This window comes from Roseicyclus mahoneyensis, from assembly GCF_003148775.1.
GTDB classification, from domain to species: domain Bacteria; phylum Pseudomonadota; class Alphaproteobacteria; order Rhodobacterales; family Rhodobacteraceae; genus Roseicyclus; species Roseicyclus mahoneyensis.
On the sequence record NZ_QGGW01000007.1, the window covers coordinates 151874 to 168936 of the forward strand.

14 protein-coding genes are annotated in these 17063 nt (G+C 65.8%); 3 read left to right on the forward strand and 11 right to left on the reverse strand.

The genetic code is table 11. The annotated features are described in order from the left end of the window. Positions 1–12 precede the first annotated feature (12 nt). The 3 genes from C7455_RS19940 to C7455_RS14590 form a co-directional block, all read right to left on the reverse strand. Complete coding sequence (locus C7455_RS19940; RefSeq protein ID WP_146200010.1) at positions 13–2697, reverse strand: vWA domain-containing protein; 2685 nt, start codon at positions 2695–2697, stop codon at positions 13–15. Positions 2698–3086: 389 nt separating this feature from the next. After that, the gene (locus tag C7455_RS14585) at positions 3087–3350 is read right to left on the reverse strand and encodes a CcdB family protein (protein ID WP_109669423.1); all 264 of its coding nucleotides are present in this window, start codon (positions 3348–3350) and stop codon (positions 3087–3089) included. Between the two features lie 18 nt (positions 3351–3368). After that, complete coding sequence (locus tag C7455_RS14590; RefSeq protein ID WP_245904346.1) at positions 3369–3704, reverse strand: type II toxin-antitoxin system CcdA family antitoxin; 336 nt, start codon at positions 3702–3704, stop codon at positions 3369–3371. 86 nt (positions 3705–3790) lie between these two features. On the opposite strand from C7455_RS14590, the gene C7455_RS14595 reads away from it, so the two are divergent. Both C7455_RS14595 and C7455_RS19945 read left to right on the forward strand, forming a co-directional pair. Then, positions 3791–4255, forward strand: a complete 465-nt coding sequence (locus tag C7455_RS14595) for a DUF488 domain-containing protein (RefSeq protein ID WP_109669424.1) — start codon at positions 3791–3793, stop codon at positions 4253–4255. Between the two features lie 35 nt (positions 4256–4290). Then, positions 4291–5031, forward strand: coding sequence for a hypothetical protein (locus tag C7455_RS19945; protein ID WP_211315495.1), 741 nt, complete (start codon positions 4291–4293; stop codon positions 5029–5031). A gap of 67 nt (positions 5032–5098) precedes the next feature. Here C7455_RS19945 and C7455_RS14600 read toward each other — a convergent pair whose 3' ends face one another. The 4 genes from C7455_RS14600 to C7455_RS14615 are packed head-to-tail and all read right to left on the reverse strand — an operon-like array spanning position 5099 to position 11448. After that, positions 5099–7390: a sulfatase-like hydrolase/transferase gene (locus tag C7455_RS14600; protein WP_109669426.1), complete on the reverse strand. Its 2292-nt coding sequence runs from the start codon at positions 7388–7390 to the stop codon at positions 5099–5101. Beyond that, the gene (locus C7455_RS14605) at positions 7387–8169 is read right to left on the reverse strand and encodes a hypothetical protein (protein ID WP_109669427.1); all 783 of its coding nucleotides are present in this window, start codon (positions 8167–8169) and stop codon (positions 7387–7389) included. The genes C7455_RS14600 and C7455_RS14605 overlap by 4 nt, the downstream gene beginning before the upstream one ends. After that, positions 8162–9577, reverse strand: a complete 1416-nt coding sequence (locus tag C7455_RS14610; RefSeq protein WP_109669429.1) for a hypothetical protein — start codon at positions 9575–9577, stop codon at positions 8162–8164. The genes C7455_RS14605 and C7455_RS14610 overlap by 8 nt, the downstream gene beginning before the upstream one ends. A gap of 59 nt (positions 9578–9636) precedes the next feature. Next, positions 9637–11448: a glycosyltransferase family 2 protein gene (locus C7455_RS14615; protein WP_245904347.1), complete on the reverse strand. Its 1812-nt coding sequence runs from the start codon at positions 11446–11448 to the stop codon at positions 9637–9639. 176 nt (positions 11449–11624) lie between these two features. Here C7455_RS14615 and C7455_RS14620 point away from each other — a divergent pair, with 176 nt between their 5' ends. Then, the gene (locus C7455_RS14620) at positions 11625–12581 is read left to right on the forward strand and encodes a Hint domain-containing protein (RefSeq protein ID WP_170119093.1); all 957 of its coding nucleotides are present in this window, start codon (positions 11625–11627) and stop codon (positions 12579–12581) included. 35 nt (positions 12582–12616) lie between these two features. Here C7455_RS14620 and C7455_RS14625 read toward each other — a convergent pair whose 3' ends face one another. The 4 genes from C7455_RS14625 to uraH form a co-directional block, all read right to left on the reverse strand. Next, on the reverse strand, positions 12617–13825 hold the full coding sequence (locus C7455_RS14625) for a TsoY family (seleno)protein (protein WP_109669432.1): 1209 nt from the start codon (positions 13823–13825) through the stop codon (positions 12617–12619). 122 nt (positions 13826–13947) lie between these two features. Beyond that, a complete protein-coding gene (locus C7455_RS14630; protein ID WP_109669434.1) occupies positions 13948–14829 on the reverse strand; it encodes a bile acid:sodium symporter family protein in 882 nt (293 codons plus the stop codon). A gap of 5 nt (positions 14830–14834) precedes the next feature. Then, positions 14835–16559: an AMP-binding protein gene (locus C7455_RS14635; protein ID WP_109669435.1), complete on the reverse strand. Its 1725-nt coding sequence runs from the start codon at positions 16557–16559 to the stop codon at positions 14835–14837. A gap of 115 nt (positions 16560–16674) precedes the next feature. Further along, on the reverse strand, positions 16675–17028 hold the full coding sequence (gene uraH, locus C7455_RS14640) for a hydroxyisourate hydrolase (protein WP_109669437.1): 354 nt from the start codon (positions 17026–17028) through the stop codon (positions 16675–16677). Positions 17029–17063: the final 35 nt, after the last annotated feature.

Sequence of the window (17063 nt, forward strand, 5' to 3'; positions counted from 1 at the left end):
GAATTACTCCGTTCAATTCGGCGGAAAGAGAAGGTCGATGACCTCGTCGGCATCCCGACCGCCAAGGTCGATCGGGATGAACCGAGGCTCGCTGGTGGCAGGTGCACCGGCCGGTGCGGCGTTGGCGAAAAAGCCGGTCGTGGCGCGCAGCATCCCGGTATTGTCGATCACGCGGATCTCGTGCGGGCCGGGGTTCGGGGGAACCGGCAGGACGTAATCCTGCGCCGACAGCATCTGTGCGGCGTCCATACTGAACACCACGCCGCCGCTCGGATCATGCAGCGAGATCATGCCTGCAAAGCCCGGGGGGGCCGCGATGTCGATGGGAAAGAACCCGCCCGACCCGGCGGTGATGTCGGCCTCGAAAAGGCTCACGGTCACGGAACCCTCGACCGCCATGGAAGAAGGTGCGGGGGCGGTCATCGTGAGGCTGGATGCGATCATGGCGGCGGCGGTGATGGCGGGGGGCGGCGCGTCCGCGAACCAGCAGAGCGCGCCTGCCTGCGTGCTCAGGCAAGGGCCATTGGAGGTCAGCCATTGATGCGGGTTCAGTTGCAACAGCTCGCCCATGGCGGGGCCATAGAAGCTCGCCATCGGCCAGTCCGAGGGGATGGCATGGCCCACGGCGCGGAAAAACAGCGGTTCGGTCATCGCCCAGCCCTCGGGCAGGATCAGGGACACGGTGCCGATGGTGACCGCGCAGCCGCCGGGCGTATCGCAGCGAGCCACGATCTCTGCGTCGACCGGGATGTTGCCCTGCGGGACGACACTGCCCTGACGCTCGGGCGGGGGCGTGCCTTCGGGCAGAAGCGCGATGGGAAAGACGCCGGTGCGCGCGATCAACTGCCCCTCGAACCCCGCGCCGCCCAAGGGCTGCATCAGCGCAAGACGCAGGGTTTCGGGGCCGGCCCCAAGGGGCAGAACCATGATGATTTCCAGCAACCCGTCATTGTCGATCGTCACGCTTTGCAGATCGCCCGACTGCACGCCCCCCATGGCGGCGGTGGTCTGGAAGCTGCCGGTGTAATCCATGCCCTCTGCCGTGGGGCGCAGGCTGATGCGGGCAAAGTTCATCGGCGCATCGGCGATGCCTTCGGGCGGCAGCGCCCAGAGCGTCCAGTCGCCCGTCAGCGCGCCGTCGACCTGCATGCTCTCCATTTCGACGGTGAAATCGTTGGGCTGGCCGGGGAAGATTTCGACCTCGGCGGACAGGATCGTGTCGGCCATGCCTTCGGCGATGATGCGCCAGCGGCCGGGTTGCAGGGTCGCGGTCACCACGGGGCCGGTGCCGTCGATCCGCACCCGCTCGGGCGGCAGGTCGGGGTCAAGCGGCTCGGCCCGCCAGTTCGCGCTGTCGAAGGGCAGACCGGGCGGCAGGCGGAAGGTGGCGGTGACCAGCGCCAGATCGTCTTGCGACGCGTCGCCTTGCATTGCGGCAGCGGCGCGGGCGGCAAGTTCGGCGCTGGTGGTCAGGTCGCTGTCGGAAAAGGGGATGCCGACACCGAAGCGACGCGAGAACATGACCTCGGTGCGCTCGCGGTTCAGATAGCGCAGCTCGTATTCGCCGGGCACGTCCGGAACCCTGAGGGTGACCGTGCCGTTGCGGCTGAGTGAAAAGGCCCAGGAATGGCGCTGATGCTCGTTCACGGGCTGGTCGAGATCGGCGATCACGATCCGCTCCTCCCCGCGTTCGGGGGCGCGGAAGGTGAAGCGCACACGGCTGCCGGGTTCGACCGACCCGATGGGATCGAAGCCCATGCTGGGGGGCACGACCTCGATCTCCTGCCGCGCGATCACCTCGCCCGAGGTGCTGCGGATGATCAGGTCATACAGGCCGGGCGTCGCCGGTGCCGTGCGCGTGACCGGATTGCGCGCCACGCCCGGCCCGGAGGTGTTGATCGTCCCGAAGGAGGACGAGGCGGGCGCGCGGGTCTCGCCCTGCGGGACAAAGCCCAACTGGTCGGTCGGACCTGCCGTGCCGTTCCATGTGATGGTGTAGGTGAACCCCGCCTCGGCCCGGTCGCCGATGTCGAAGGCGGCCGTGGGGGGCGCGGGTTCCGGCGGTGCCTCGGGAGCGGGCACAACCGCGCTGACCTGTTGCAACGCCTGCGCCAGTTCGGCGCCCGAATTGGTCTGAAACAGCATGCCGCCCGTCTGGTCGGTGATGCACGACAACGCCGCGACCTCGGCGGCACTCAGGCCAAAGCCCACGACATGGGCGCGGATGTCGATGCCTTCGTTGGCAAGGCTCGCGGCCAGCGCGCAGGGGTCGCCCCCGCAGGTTTCAAGGCCATCGGTGACAAGGATGATGTCAGCGCCCTCGGCGGCGGGCGGGATCTGGTCGCGCGCGAGCGCAAGGCTGTCGGTCAAGGGCGTCATGCCCCGCGGCATCAGCCCGCGCAGGCGCGTCTCAAGCGTGCCGGGCGCGGTCTGGCCCATGGGCGCCACCACCTCGATATCGCGGCAATCGCCGCGCCGGTTGTGGCCATAGGCGATGACCGACAAGGGCACGGCCCCGTCCCGGCTGGCGAAATAATCGCCCATCACGTCGCGCGCGACCTCGATCCGGGTCAGGTCACCCTCGACCCGGTTCCACATCGAGCCCGAGGCGTCGAAGACCAGAACCGAGACGCGGTCTGCCATCGCGGGGGCGGTCGAGAGGAGAAGCGCGGCAAGGGTTGGGTAAAGACGGGGCATGCAAAATCTCCGGAAAGCAATGAAGGGGGGCTGTGCATCCTTGGGGTCTGGGCGGTGGGTCACGGGGGGCGGGACCTGCGGGTTTGACCGCAAACGCCTCCTCGATACTCCGGACACAGCTTGATACATGCAGGCACCCTAACGGAGGACGCCGGCGATGGGATGTAGGGAATACCTTATCTTGTCATAGTTTTAGCCGTGAGATCCGCTGTCGCCCTCCGGTGCCGCCCGGCCTTGTGGCAGGGCGCGCGTGCCTTGGGGCAGGGGCGTTGAGGGTGGGCTGTCGGAGCGGCGCGGAGAGGGCCGCGCCGGGGGCACCGGGCGTACACAAGCTGTACACAGGGCGTACACCGGCGGGGCGCGGGGCAGGGCGGCTCAGACCCCGTCGATCAGCATGTCGAGGGCGCGCGTGAGCGCGTCGCGCTGGGGGGCAGCGTGCCGATGGGGTTGAGCAGCGCCGCCTCGGGCACGGAGCCGATCTGGGGGATGACGACGACCCGGCGGGTTTCGGCGAAGAGGACGCGCGGCATGAGGGCGGGCATCTGCGGCAGCTCGGCCACGGGCAGCATGGGCGCGACAAGGCGGGTGCCGATGGCCGCGATCAGGTCGGTTTGCAGGTCGCAGACAGGTTGGCCCCCGGCCAGACGGGAGATGTCGACCTGCGTCGCGGGTCAGAAGGTTCGGTATGTCTCGAGCAGGAGGCCGTGTTCGGCCACATGGCGGTTATGGGCCTCGATCCCGTCGCGGTTGTCCGCGGTCCAGCGGCGGTTGCGCTCGGCCTTGGCGGCGGCGGCCAGCGCCTCCTCGGTCCTGCGGGAGAGGGTGAGGCCAGCGTCCTTGGCGGCGGCGAGGACGGTTTTGGCGGTGGAGAGGGTGACGCGGGTGGGCGTGGGTGCGTTCGGGGTGGGGGTGTTGGGTTCAGCAGATAGGATACTTGCGTCGTCTTTGGTCCCGTCGTTTACGAAGGCCGTGGTGTAGCTGTGGAGAGCATTGCAAATTCGCCTCACAGTAACAGTTTGTTAAGGAATGTTCTGTCAGCGTGTGGACAGTATGGGCACCCCTTCTAATATCGGTGCAACACGGAGGTGTGCAAATGGCAGAGAGCATGAAGACCGAAGAGCAAATCTTTACAATAGGTTACGAGAAGTCATCGATTGGCGATTTTGTTAGCCGGTTAGCTGACGCCGAGATTGAAATGCTCGTGGACGTGCGGGAACTTCCACTGTCGCGCAAGAAGGGCTTTTCGAAGAAGGGGCTGAACGCGGCGGTCACTGAGGCCGGTATTGACTATCTGCATGTCAAGGCTCTTGGGGATCCTAAGCCGGGGCGGGACGCTGCACGCGCTGGTAACCATGATCTGTTTGTTTCCATCTTTACTCGACATATGGAAAGTGACATAGCCCAATCTGCCCTTTCTGAACTTGCTGACATTGTACGTGGCAAGCGGGTTTGCCTCACTTGCTTTGAGCGCCACCACGAAGGGTGCCATCGGAAAATCGTTGCAGAGCGACTATCTGCTCTGCTCGGCACTCCAGTTGAACATATCGCAGTGAACTGAACTTGAGCGCTTGGCAGGAACCCGTTGAGGTTTGTGTGATCGTCAAGGCCGCGCCGGAGTCTGGACAGACGCATGGCGAGACTGTGTGTGTTGCTGGAATCGACCTTTACGGAAATTGGCACCGGCTCTATCCGATGCCGTTTAAACTGCTCCAGCCCGATCAGAGGTTCAATCGTTGGGATATCATTCGCACCAGATGGCGAAGCGCTGCGCCAAAGGACTCGCGGCCAGAGAGCAAAAGAATAGATCACGAATCAATTATCAAGGTGCGCGAAGTAAAGAAATCAGAGCGCCACGAGTTTGCACGACGTGCTATCGTAAAGAGTTTGTCGGAAGAAAAAGCAAAAGGGCGTTCTTTTGCGCTTATCCGCCCAGAAAATCCCGAGTTTATTATTCGACCTCTCAGTGAAGAGGCAAGATCAAAAAATCAAAAAAGGCGAAATGTTATTTTAAATCAATTAGATATTTTTTCAGGTGATAACACGGTTTTAGCCAAGGAGGTTGCTCCATATTCTTTCCACTATCGCTTCACCCATGAGGGAAAAATTCTAACGCACACCTGTATTGATTGGGAGACTGAGCAAACCTTTTTCAAGTGGCGCGGGTTGTACGGCGAGGCAGAAACTCTTCGAATGATGCGCCACAGATGGGGGCAAGAAATGCCTGAGCGCGGTATTGCTTTTGCTATGGGAACACATCGCGTCACTAAATTTAATAAATGGCTGCTCTCTGGGGTGGTCCGAGTAGATCATTCATCACAAGCCAATTTTTTGTAGTTGAGATTTAAGAAGCCCATAGCAGCGATTATGCGACGGTACTTTACGGTTCTGCAATCCCCCCCCCTCACACCACCTGCCCCCGCAAATCCACCCCCTCGGCCACACCCGTCACCTCCACGATCCCGAGGCCGAGCCTCAAGCGCCAGACGCCGCCGCCCAACTCCTGCACCTCAGGCGCCCCCGGCCAGCCGGACAGGTCATAGACCGCGCGCGCGTCCCAGCCCTCGATCACGCAGACGCCGCCCCAGCGGATGCGGTAGCGCTTGGCGCCGGGGGCGGCCTCGATCCGCGTGACGCCCGTGCCGACGAAGATCTCGTGGTCGCCCTCGGCCAGCCGGACCAGATTGCGGCCCGGGCCGGGGTCGATGGTGGAGGCGCCGGTCCCATCCTCGATCACGTCATTGCCGTGGCCGCCCCAGATGCGGTTGCTGTTGGTGTGGCCGAAGATCACGTCATCGCCCGTGCCGCCGTCGAGCGTGTCGCGCCCCGGGCCGCCATGGAGCGTGTCGTTGCCCGCCTCGCCATAGAAGGCGTGGCGGCGGTTGGCCTGTTTGGCTTTCGCGATCAGCAGGTCGTTGCCCGCGCCGCCGTAGAAGGTGGCCGCCCCGTGTTTGGGGCCGATCATCACGTCGTCGCCGTCACTGCCCCGCAGGTCGATCTCGACCCGTTCGGAGGTCTCGAACTCGATCGGGCTGTCGGGGTGGGCGACGATGCGGATCACCTTGCCGGTCTGGCCATCGGCCTCGGCCCGGCTGACGACGGTGGCGATGCGGATCTTTTCGACATTGGCGGGGAGGTGCAGGACGTAATCGTCGGGCCCGGCCATGTACCACAGCGTGTCGGTGCCGCCGTCACGCTCCTCGACGATCTTTTCGGCGTCGGCGCCGTAGGCCCAGTAGTCGGTGTCTCCGCGCCCGCCCGCAAGGATGACGGAGCCGTCGACGGCCATCATGGCGTTGACGCCATCGGCGGGGTTCTCATGCCCGCGCAGGTCGAGGCCGAGGTTGAGCGCGCCCTTGACGAGGTCCGCGCGGAGCTGGGCAAGGGGGGCGGTGGCGGCGATGTTCGTGGTCTCGCCGGGGTCGTTGGCGAGGTCGTAGACGTGTTCCTCGCCATTGGGGTAGCGGAAGTAGCGGTAGTGGGTGAGGCCCTCGGTCGAGGGGCGGACGGACAGCGTGCCGAAGACGCAGGTGACCGGCGACCATTGGCGGTCGTAGGTGCCGAAGGAGGGGTCGATCAGCGGCAGCAGCGATTGGCCCGAGGTCCAGTCGGGGCGGGGCGGCAGGCCCGCGATATCCATGATCGTCTTGGGGATGTTGTGGAGCGAGACGGGGAGGGGGATTTCCTGTTCGGCGGTCATGGACGGGTGGCGGATGCCCAAGGGGATATGGGCGGCGCTGTCCCATTGCGACATCTTGTGGAAGCTGTCGTGGGTGCCGAGGTTGAAGCCGTTGTCGGAGAAGAAGATGGTCGTGGTGTCAGGTCCGAGCGGCGAGGCGTCGAGCGCGGCGAGGAAGCGGCCAAGCTCGTGATCCATGTGCGAGATGGCGGCGAAATAGGCGCGCACGACCTGTCGCCATGCCTCGTCGCCCGCTTTCTCGGGGGTCCATTGGCCGTTGGCGATATAGGCGGCCTCGTAGACGGCGAAACCGGGTTGGGGGCCGTGGTAGTCGTCGGCATGCGCGATGGAGGGCCAGCGGATCTGGGCCGGGTCGTATTGGGCGTAGAAGCGGTCGGGCGTGATCAGGTTGTAATGCGGGTGCTTGAAGCCAAGCTGGATCAGGTGGCGGCGGTTCGGGTCGGCGCGCGTGACGAAGTCGATGGCGTTCTGGGCGACGCGGTGGTCGTAGAAGCGGTCGTCTTGCGACCCGTCGTCATCGGGGTGGTTGACGCCTTTGATGCCGGGGCCGTGGGCGAGATAGGTTTTCACGCCGGCGCGCTTGCCGATGTCATCGGCGGCCGGTTCCTCATGGAAGAGGATGCGGCGGTAGGCTTCGGGCATGGGCTGGTAGTTGCTGTCGACCTTGCCGGTGGTGAAGGTGTGCCAGCCCGCGCGGCGGAGGTCGTATTGCCACGCTTTTTCTGGCCGGTAGACGTCGCGCCAGAAGCGGTTGAGATCGACCAGACCCGAGCGGAAGGGGCTGATGCCGGTCGCCACCTCGGCGCGGCAGGGCGCGCAGAGCGGCACGGTGGCATAGGCGTTGGTGAAGCGGGCGGCCTGCCCCATGAAGCGGTCGAGGTTCGGGGTCTGGATCGGCAAGCCAAAGGCGTCGCGCCACGTGTAGACGTCGATCAGGTCGTCGACCCAGATCACCACGATATGGCCGCCGCCGAGGCTGTCCCGGGTGAAGGTCATCCCGCGTCGTCCGACCAGAGCACGAAACGGCGCAGTGCCATCAGGGCGGCGCGGTCGGCGGGGGCATCCGACATCAGCAGCGCGCGGCCGGGCCAGAGCCAGACATCGGCGATGAGCGCGCCGCCCAGCGTCTTGGTCAGGCCTGCACGCTGGTTGCGGCAGCCGATGAAGAGGTTGGCAGGACCGAAGAGGACAGGGGCGGAGGCTTGGGCCTCGGCCTTTGCCTCGCCCACCACCTCGATCGCCAGCCGGTCGCCCGAGAGCGATACGAGGATGACGCGGGGCAGGTCCGCATCGGGCGCGGGAAAGGTCAGGTCGACAAGGCCCTTGTCGTCCTTGACCGTGACGACGCCCGCGGTCTCCGACAGGAACAGGCAGTTTTCGAACTCTGATCGCTTGGCGACGCCGCCGCTGTTGAAGGCCATGACGGTTTTGGCGTCCTCGCCCCAGGGCGGCAGGTAGCGCGCGGCAAGGGTGGCGCTGGTGGCGTCTTTGGTCACTTTGCCGGCCATCAGCCCGCAATGCAGCCCGTCGCGGCATTGCAGGCCCACAAGGTCCCCGGCCGCCCCGGTCAATCCGTTGCCGGTACTGGGGCCGGTCGGGCGCGCCAGCGTGCCGCCGAGGCGGTCGGCCCAGCCCGTCACGGCGCCGGTGGCATCCGTGCTCAGGTCCGCACCCGCCCACCAATGTGCGCCCATGCCTGCAAGCGTCTCGGCCAGCAGGTCCGCGCCCCCATCGCAGAGCGCGCCGGGGGGAAGGTGGTCGGGCAACTCAAGCATGGCGGCCCTCATGAACCGGGAGGATCGCGGGCAGTGCCCAGCGGTGCAGCGGCGTGCCGGTGCGGCTGTCAAGGCTCCAGCCGTCGCGGAGCGCGCCGGGGATGCCTGCGGCATAGGTCAGGCGCAGGCCCTCGGCGCGCTGGCTCACGCGGACCAGCAGCGCCTGAGGGTCATCGGCGGCCAGCGTGACGGCCTCTACCACGATCCCCTCCGCCCCCGTGACGGCAAAGCCCGCCGTGCCGCCGCCGTCGATCACCAAAGGGCCATCGGCCTGCGCGGTGACGCGGATGACCGGCGCGCCCGGTTCCCATTCGGCCAGGAACAAGGTGGGGCAGCGCCAGCCCGCGCCGTCCGACAGGGCGGCGGCCGTCAACTCGGCCATGCGGCGGCGGGCGTCGTCAGACGGGCGGTCATAGGCGTCGCGGGCAAAAGGGTAGGAGGGGCTTGAGAAGATCAGCCGGTGATCGCCATGGTTCCACGCCAGTTCCCATTGGCCCTGCAAGACGGCCCCGGCGCTGGCCGGGTCGAGCCCGGCCTCGAACCGGGCGACAAAGAGCGGGCGGTCAAAGCCGAGCGCCCCAAGGCCCTGTTCCACGGCGCGCAGGGTGGCGAGCATCCCGTCGCGGTAGGCCACGGCATCGCCGGTGACATGTTCCAGCGCGTAATCGAGGCAGATGGCGAGGATCTTGGCGCGCTTGCCCATGCGGGCGGCGGCAGACTTGAGGTTGCCCGCCGCAATCAGCAGGTTCGTCACCGCGAGGCCCCGCGCCAGATCAGTGGCGCTGGCCGAGGCGTCGGTTTCCACGCGGGTGACGATCAGGGGCAGGGGGGCGAATTTCTCGATCTGCCAATGCAGGATCGTTTCGGCCACCAGCGCCTCATGCGTCGCCTCGCGCAAGCCTTCCAGCCGATCGGTCACGGGGGCGGGTTCGATCCCCGCCATGCCGACGGCGCCGATGTCATCCTCGGGTGCTGTGATGTGGTGGGGAAAGGCCGGGGCGCCGGGGGTTGCGAGCGCGGCGCGCGGGCCGCCGAGGCCGAGGATGCCCAGGACCGCGCCCGGCCCGTCGCCAAGCGTCGCGCCGCCGTCGATGTGGCGGCGAAAGCCACGCACGCCCTGCGCGCCGGGCAGGCGGGCGGTGAAGCGGAGCCAGTCGCCGTCTTGGGTGATGCCCCATGCGTCGATGCCGTCGAGCAGGTGGTCGATGTCGGTGGCGGGTTTTGGGGTGGCGGCTGCGGGGGGCGTCTGGCCGGGGGGCTGGCCGAGGCGCAGCGCGATGTCGGCGATGACCTTGTCAGACAGGCGCATGACGAGGCCGGTGGGGTCGTAGCGGATCACATCGCCATTCTGCGCGCGCACGATGACACCATGGCCCGCGATCGGCTGTTCGTCGTCCTGCGTGCTCACATGCTCCTCCGGCTTTTGCGTGCCACGTTAGGCGAGGCTGCGCCCAAGGTCACGCCCGGTCACGCCCCTGCGCGGTCGTATTGCAGGCTGCCGCCGCCCGCGCGCTCGACGTTCTCAGAGAAGCCCATGGCCGCCAGCACCCGGCCGTAGCCTTCGCGGAGTTTGCCCGCCTCTTCTTCGGTGACGAAGGGGACAAGGACGCGCCGCACGGTGCCGAGATCCTGGCCCGCCAGAACCTCGGGCGCGACATCGGCGGGGCGGTTGAGGCGCAGGGCTGCGGGGCGGAAATCGCGCAGGTAGGCGGCGAGGCCACTGGCCTGCGCGCCGCTGTCGGAGGGGAAGCGCAGCGGTCCGTCGGTCCATTTCAGCCGGGCCGAATTCTCCACGCCCGCGCGGCGCGCGACCTCTTGCCCAAGCGCCACCAGTTCCGGGCGGCTGTCTTGTGCCATGACCACGACGCCCTGCGAGATCTGCACCACACGGATGGGCAAGAAGCCCACGCCGGTCCCGATCTCCAGCACGCGGGCGCAGCCGTCGAGGTAGGCGGGGATGTTGCGGGCGTGGCGCCGCTCGAACCGGCCCGCGACGATGGCGCTGAGCGCCTCGGGGCGGAAGACGCGGGCATCCGCAGGCAGCGGGATCTCGTGGTTGGGGATCCAGTCGCAGGGGATGTCCAAGCTCAGGTCGATGGGGGCGGGCATATGGGGATCGCCCCCTTCGACGGCCCAGCCCGCGATGGTTTCGGTGCGCCGCTCATCCTTGGGGCGGGCTTGGGATTTCTGTTCCACCTCGCTCATCAGGGCGGCGATCTTGGCGGGGTCGCGGGCCTTGGGCGGTTTGGCCTCCACGTTCGTGATCGGCACCTTGGAGGCTTCGATCAGGCTGTTGCGAAGCTCCTGATAGGCGGGGGTCTTGCGGTAGTCTTCGAGCCGCGCCTCCACCCGTTCGAGGGCGGCATGGTGCAGCTTGTTCAGGACCGGGTCCTTGAGCAGTTCGGCCATGATCCGGGCGCGTTCGGGCGCGTGGCGCAAGATGGCGCGATCCTCGACCTCGTTGCGGTCCTGCAGCGACCAGTAGTCGGCGTTATATTTGTCGGCCTTGTTGTTCACGTTGCCGCGGAATTTGCGCACGGCGTAGCTGTCCACCGATTTCACCGCGTAATGGTTCATCTGCGCCCAGTTGTAGCCGATGGTGCGCCGGATCGACCGCCAGCCGCGGAACTTGAAGTAATCCTCCATCGGCAGGCCCGAGCCGTTGAGCCAGTGGACGGTGTCGGGAAAGCCGTCCTCGAGGTGCTTGTTCTTGATCGTCGGGCGGTGGATGCCGAGTTTCCAGTATTCGGGGTCGAACTTGAACAGCGTCTTGACGCCCCAGCCCTTGTTCCAGAGCGGGGGTGCCGCGCGGGTGTATTGCTCGGTCACGGGCGCGCGTGACCAGTCCACCACGCCGCCCGAGCCGAAGATGCGCCATGTTATGACGACGCCGGTGCCGCCGAGGGCCACGGTGTCATCGAGCATCCCCTCGAGATTGCCGGAGGGGTGATTGACGGACAGAAACTCGTCGGCGTCGAAGACCAGTACCCAGTCGGCGGCGCCCACCAGTGGCTCGTTCTGCGCGTGGTTCAGGGCGGAGGGCTGCGGCTTGATGCCTTCGGGGATCACATTGGGGCGGTGGTAGCCCAAGCCCAGTTCCTCGAGCCGCATCAGCATCGTGTCGGTGCCGTCGGAACAGTCGTTGGTGTAGACGAGGATGTCGGTGAAGCCCACGGCTAGATGGTGGGCGAACCATTCCAGAAGGAAGGGCGCCTCGTCCTTCATCATCGACACGGCCATGACTTTGCCGTGTTTCGACATGGGTTTGAGATGCTTCATGCCTGATCCCCGGGCCTTCTGACGGGCGTTGCAGCACGATCTATCACGGGCGCGGTCGGGTGGTCTACAGGGCCGCATTCCCAGAAATGACCGAAACGCTGCCGTGCGGGGGCCGCAATCTCCCCGCAGATCTGCACGCGACGGCGACAAGACCGACCCGAGGCACGGACCCAGAGATGAGCAACTTTACCTACGCATCCTACACCTCCTACCGCGAAGATCCCTTCTTTGGCGGCTTCATGCGGTTTCAATACAACGGCGCGGGCGGGACGATCACCGACCCGACGAACGGCAGCGCGTTGCGACCCGAGATGCGCAATGACGACACGTTTCAGGTCACCGAAAGCTTCACGCTTTATCCTGACCCCGACGATCCCTCCATCGAGGTCGCGCTGACCTATGTCGGCACAATCGAGGTGAACGGCGAGCTGATGCCGGTCTTCGAAAGCATCTTCTTCGGCGACCTCTACCTTTTCTCGCAAACCGCTGCCCCCTTGCCGCAGGCGCTGGATGTGACCACGATCAACGAGGGTGAGGAATTCAGCTTTGCCATGTGTTTCGCGGAAGGCACGCGGATCGCCACGCCTTCGGGCGAGATGGCGGTCGAGACGCTGGCGCCCGGGGATATGGTGCTGACGGCGGATGGCCGTGCGGTGCCTGTGCTGTGGGTGGGGATCCAGACGCTGCGGCGCGGCTTTGCCCATGAGGACCGCAGCCCGATCAAGATCGCGGCCGGTGCGCTGGGCGGGGGACTGCCGCTGCGCGATCTGGTGGTGACGGCCGATCACGGAATGATCTTGGACGGTGTGATCGTGACCGCCGGTGCGTTGGTCAATGGCGACACGATCCGCCCCGTCGCGCGTGAGGCCCTGCCGCCGCGCTACCGCGTCTGGCATATCGAGACAGAGGCGCATGAGGTTTTGCTGGCCGAAGGCGCGCCGACGGAAAGCTTCGTGTGTTACACAGGCCGCGCCGGGTATGACAATTTCGACGGCTATATGGCGTTGTTCGGGGTGGAACGGATGATCCCCGAGATGCGCTTGCCCCGGATCGCGGCCGCCCGGATGCTGCCGCCCGCCTTGCGTGCGCGGTTGTCTGGCTGTGTGGCGCAGATGGAAAACCGCGCGGCCTGAGGGGCCGCGCGGACGTTTTCTCAGGATCAGGCGGGTCAGGCGGTGCGCAGCGCGCCGCTTTGAGTGGCCCGGAAGTGGCGGCGGTGCAGGAAGATCACCAGCGCCACCGCGACGGCCTGAAGGGCAAGGGCCACGGCGGTCAGTGCCCAGTAGGCCACCCCGAATTTCTCGATCAGTCCGGCGGCCACCAGACCGTTGTTGACCCAGAATTGCGTCAGGACCGACATCGCCACGGGCGGGCAGACCAGTGCGTAGTTGCCGGGGCTGATCACCTCGCCGGTGAGAAAGCGGCGGGCGTAGCCGGTGGCGGCCAGAACCGTCAGGCCAAAGGCGGCGAAGAGAACCTCGACCGACAACAGGCGCGTCAGCATCATCATCCGGTCGGCGGCGGCCATTTCGGCCTCGAAGCTGACGCCAAGGCCATGGGCCTGACGCAGCATCAAGATGCCGAGGATCGTGGTGATCGGGACGACCATCATCAGCGTGGGCGCCTGTTCGGCGGCGACGCCGTTCTCCATGATCGAGCGCAACCCGAGGATCAGCCCGACGACGGTGATGAGGACGGCGGCGATGAAGAAGAAGCTCGAGAGGATCAGGGCGATGCCGGCGACGGTGACGTTCGCGCTCATGGCGGCGGGGGCGGACAGGCCGACGCCGGTCATGGCGAGCGCGAAGGCGGGCAGCATCTGGGCGAAGGAGTTGTTCTTGGCGCAGTCGAAGCCACCCGAGGCGGTGACCCGCGCGATGAACTGACCGAGTTGCTTGAAGGCGAGCCAGCCCACGGCGAGGAAGGCGACCATGGCCAGCGGAAAGAGGTATTCGACGACCGACCACAGGCCGGGGACAAAGACCATGCCGAGGATGAAGCCGCCATTGATCGACATGGCAAGCGCCAGCGGCAAGGCCATCATCTGGGTCTGGGCGTTGGAATTGGCCAGCGCCCGGCCTTTCTCGGAGGCGGCAAAGCCGCGCATCTTGCGCAGGTTCCAGATCAGGAGCGACAGGTTCAGCGCGCCGAAGATGGCGATGCCGGCCAGTGCGATTGCGATGGCCACTGTCAGCGCCGGGTTGCCCGAGGCGAGGGCGGCGGTGATGTCTTCGAACACGGCGACGGTTTTGCCAGGGTGCGGCACCCAGTGCATGAGATACATGTAGAAGGTGACGCTCAGGCCGCCTGCGCCGACGGAGGCGAGGAAGTAGAGCGGCGACCATTGGTCTGCGGGGCGTTTGAGGGTGTTGGGCATGGCATTTGTCTCCTTGATTGGAGACAGGGTTACGCCCTGCGGGTCGGTGGTGTCGGTGACTTTGTTACCAGCGTCAAACGAATTGAGGGGGGGAAACGCGCGTTTTCCGGCTGCCCCCCCGGTTACAGCAGCCCGTCGGGCATCTTCTGTTCGGCGGCGGTGTTGGCGCGGCGGAAGACCAGCGTGACCAGCGTGGAGACGATCACGATGAAGAGCGAGTAGAGCGCAGGCACCGCCATGTAGCTTTGCGCCTCGTCGCCCGAAAAGGTGAAGGCGATGATGGCGATGGCAAGCGGGCCGTTCTGGATGCCGGTCTCCAGCGCCACGGTGCGGGCATTGCGCGGATGCAATTTCAGCGCGCGTGCAAAGCCATAGCCGATGGCGATGCCCACAAGGCCCAGCGCGATGGCCGCTACATAGGTGGCGGGGGTGGTGGACAGCAGGAATTGCCAGTTCTGCGGCACCCATGTCACCATGATGAAGACGATGAAGAAGAGCGCGAGGATGGACCCGCCGAACTCGATCACCGCGCCGACATTGGCGTTGAGCTTGCGCAGCCCCATGCCGATGGCGACGGGCACGAGCAGGACGATCAGCACGCGGATGATGTCCTCGCGCGGGATCTCGAGGCCCAGGACATTGGCGTAAAGCACAAGGATGATCGGGATCAAGATCACGCCCGTCACGGTCGAGGTGACGGTCATCAGGACCGACAGCGCCAGATTGCCCTTGGAGAAGTAGGTGAAGATGTTCGAGGTCGTCCCCCCCGGCATGCAGGCCATGATCAAGACACCCACGGCGATGGCATCGGGCAGGGGCAGGAAGGTCACGAGCAAGAAGCCCAGAAACGGCATGATCCCGTATTGCGAGACCACGCCGATCATCAGGCCATAGGGGCGTTTGAGCGCAAGGTAGAAGTCGCGCGGCGTGAGCGAGGCACCCATGCCAAGCATGATGACGGCGACCATGATGCCCAGCAGGGTCTGGGTAAATTCATCGACCATCTACGTCACTCCGCCGCCACTTGCGTCAAGACCTCGGCGCGCAGGTCTTTTCTCAGGATCTTGCCGACGTTGGATTTCGGCAGCTCGTCGCGAAATTCCACGCGCTTGGGCACCTTGTAGGCGGTCAGGTGTTCCTTGGCATAGGCGCGCAGGGTTTCCGCCGTGATGCCGGGATCGGACTTCACGACATAGGCCGCGACGGCCTCGCCGGTGCCGGCATCGGGCACGCCGATCACGGCCACCTCCAGCACGCCGGGATGGGCGGCCAGCACATCCTCGACCTCGTTGGGATAGACGTTGAAGCCCGAGACCACGACCATGTCCTTTTTCCGATCGACGATGCGGATGTAGCCATCCGCGTCGATCACCCCGATGTCACCGGTCAGGAACCAGTCGCCGCGCATGGTCTTGGCGGTTTCCTCGGGCTTGCGCCAGTAGCCCTTCATGATCTGCGGCCCGCGCGCCGCGATCTCGCCCGGCTCGCCTTGCGGCACGGGTTGTCCGTCCTCGTCCATGCAGACGATCTCGGTCCCCGGCACGGGCACGCCGATGGACCCCGGACGCGCCTTGCCCAGAGGCTCGAAGGTCAGGACGGGCGAGGTCTCGGTCAGCCCGTAGCCCTGGATTACGGGCGCGCCGGTGATGCGTTGCCATTTTTCCGCGACCGAGGATTGCAGCGCCATGCCGCCCGCAGAGGCGAATTTCAGGTGGCGCGGCGGGGCGTCGGTGAACCAGATCTCGTTCGTCAGCCCGTTGAACAGCGTGTTCACCCCGCTCATCCAGGTGATCTTGTAATTCTCGAAGGCGCGCTTGAGCGACGTCAGCGGTCGCGGGTTCGGGATCAAGATGTTGCGCGCGCCCAACCACCAGAAGCCCAAGAGGTTCACGTTGAAGGCAAAGATGTGATACATCGGCAAGGCGGTCAGCGCGACCTCGCGCCCCTTGGCCAGATGGCCCGTCAGCAGCTCCATCACCTGCTCCATGTTCACGAGCAGGTTGGCATGCGTCAGCATCGCGCCCTTGGACACCCCCGTCGTACCGCCGGTATATTGCAGCACGGCCACGTCATCGCCGGTGACGGACTGGTGATAGGCATCGACCTCGATCCGCGCCTGTGCCGCCTTGGCGCGCCCGGCGGCCAGCGCCTCGGGCAGGCGGGTATGAGCGATGTCGATGGGTTTGACGGACTGGTCCCAGTATTTCTGCACCAGCCCCACAATGCCGCGCGGCAAGACGGGCAGAAATTCGGCCACGCGGGTGACGATGATGTTGGGGATCGGGTGGCCCAGTGTTGCCGCCGGGATCTTGTCGGCGAACATGTCGACGATGATCAGCGCATGCGGCTCGGCGTCGGCGAACTGCTTGGCCATTTCATCCGCGGTGTAAAGCGGGTTGACGTTGACCAGCACGCAGCCCGCCTTGAGCACGCCGAAGGCCGCCACCGGAAAGGACAAGCCGTTGGGCAATTGCACCGCCACCCGGTCGCCCTGTTTCAGCCCCGCCACCTCGCGCAGGTAGACGGCAAGCGCATCCGACATCTCGTCGACCTGCGCGAAGCTGAGCGTGCCGTTCATGCCGTTGGGCAGGCAGCAGGTGAAGGCGGGGTTGCTGCCATAGGTTTCGGCCACGGCACGGATCATGTCGGCGAGGTTGCGATAGGCGGTCGCCGCGATCTCGGCGCGCGCGCCCGCGGGGTAGAAGGCCGTCCACGGCCTGTCCGGATGTTGCATGAGCCTCCCCTCTCACCGCGTTCCTGACCGGGGACGCTAGCCTATGTTCCCGCCCCCGGGAAACGAATTCCGCAGGGACGTCACGTCAGGGGGGCCGCGCTGAGCCGGGCGCGCGTCAGCTGCCGCGATAGGTCGAATAACCATAGGGCGATAGCAGCAACGGCACATGGTAGTGATCCTCAAGCGCCATGCCGAAGCGGATCGGCACCTCGTCGAGAAACAGCGGCTCCACCCCCGACTGCCCGCTGGCGCGCAGGTAGTCGCCGGCAAAAAAGACCAGCTCGTACTGGCCTGTCCGGAACTGGTCATGGGGCAGGATCGGCGTGTCGGTGCGCCCGTCGCCATTGGTCACCATCTCGGCGATCTTGCGGTGCGATGTGCCCGCGACACGGTACAGCACGATGCGCACCCCCTCGGCTGGGCAACCGCGCGCCGTGTCGAGGACATGGGTCGTGAGAAATCCGGGCATCTGACACCTCCTGTGCACGGCGCGACAGTTCCGCA

Bases quoted from the DNA above. Each gene is read 5' to 3' on its own strand.
- C7455_RS14635 (WP_109669435.1), bottom strand. From the start codon at position 16,559: ATGCAACATCCGGACAGGCCGTGGACGGCCTTCTACCCCGCGGGCGCG.
- C7455_RS14605 (WP_109669427.1), bottom strand. From the start codon at position 8,169: ATGCTTGAGTTGCCCGACCACCTTCCCCCCGGCGCGCTCTGCGATGGG.
- C7455_RS14620 (WP_170119093.1), top strand. From the start codon at position 11,625: ATGAGCAACTTTACCTACGCATCCTACACCTCCTACCGCGAAGATCCC.
- C7455_RS14615 (WP_245904347.1), bottom strand. From the start codon at position 11,448: ATGAAGCATCTCAAACCCATGTCGAAACACGGCAAAGTCATGGCCGTG.
- C7455_RS19940 (WP_146200010.1), bottom strand. From the start codon at position 2,697: ATGCCCCGTCTTTACCCAACCCTTGCCGCGCTTCTCCTCTCGACCGCC.
- C7455_RS14630 (WP_109669434.1), bottom strand. From the start codon at position 14,829: ATGGTCGATGAATTTACCCAGACCCTGCTGGGCATCATGGTCGCCGTC.
- uraH (WP_109669437.1), bottom strand. From the start codon at position 17,028: ATGCCCGGATTTCTCACGACCCATGTCCTCGACACGGCGCGCGGTTGC.
- C7455_RS14625 (WP_109669432.1), bottom strand. From the start codon at position 13,825: ATGCCCAACACCCTCAAACGCCCCGCAGACCAATGGTCGCCGCTCTAC.
- C7455_RS14600 (WP_109669426.1), bottom strand. From the start codon at position 7,390: ATGACCTTCACCCGGGACAGCCTCGGCGGCGGCCATATCGTGGTGATC.
- C7455_RS14595 (WP_109669424.1), top strand. From the start codon at position 3,791: ATGGCAGAGAGCATGAAGACCGAAGAGCAAATCTTTACAATAGGTTAC.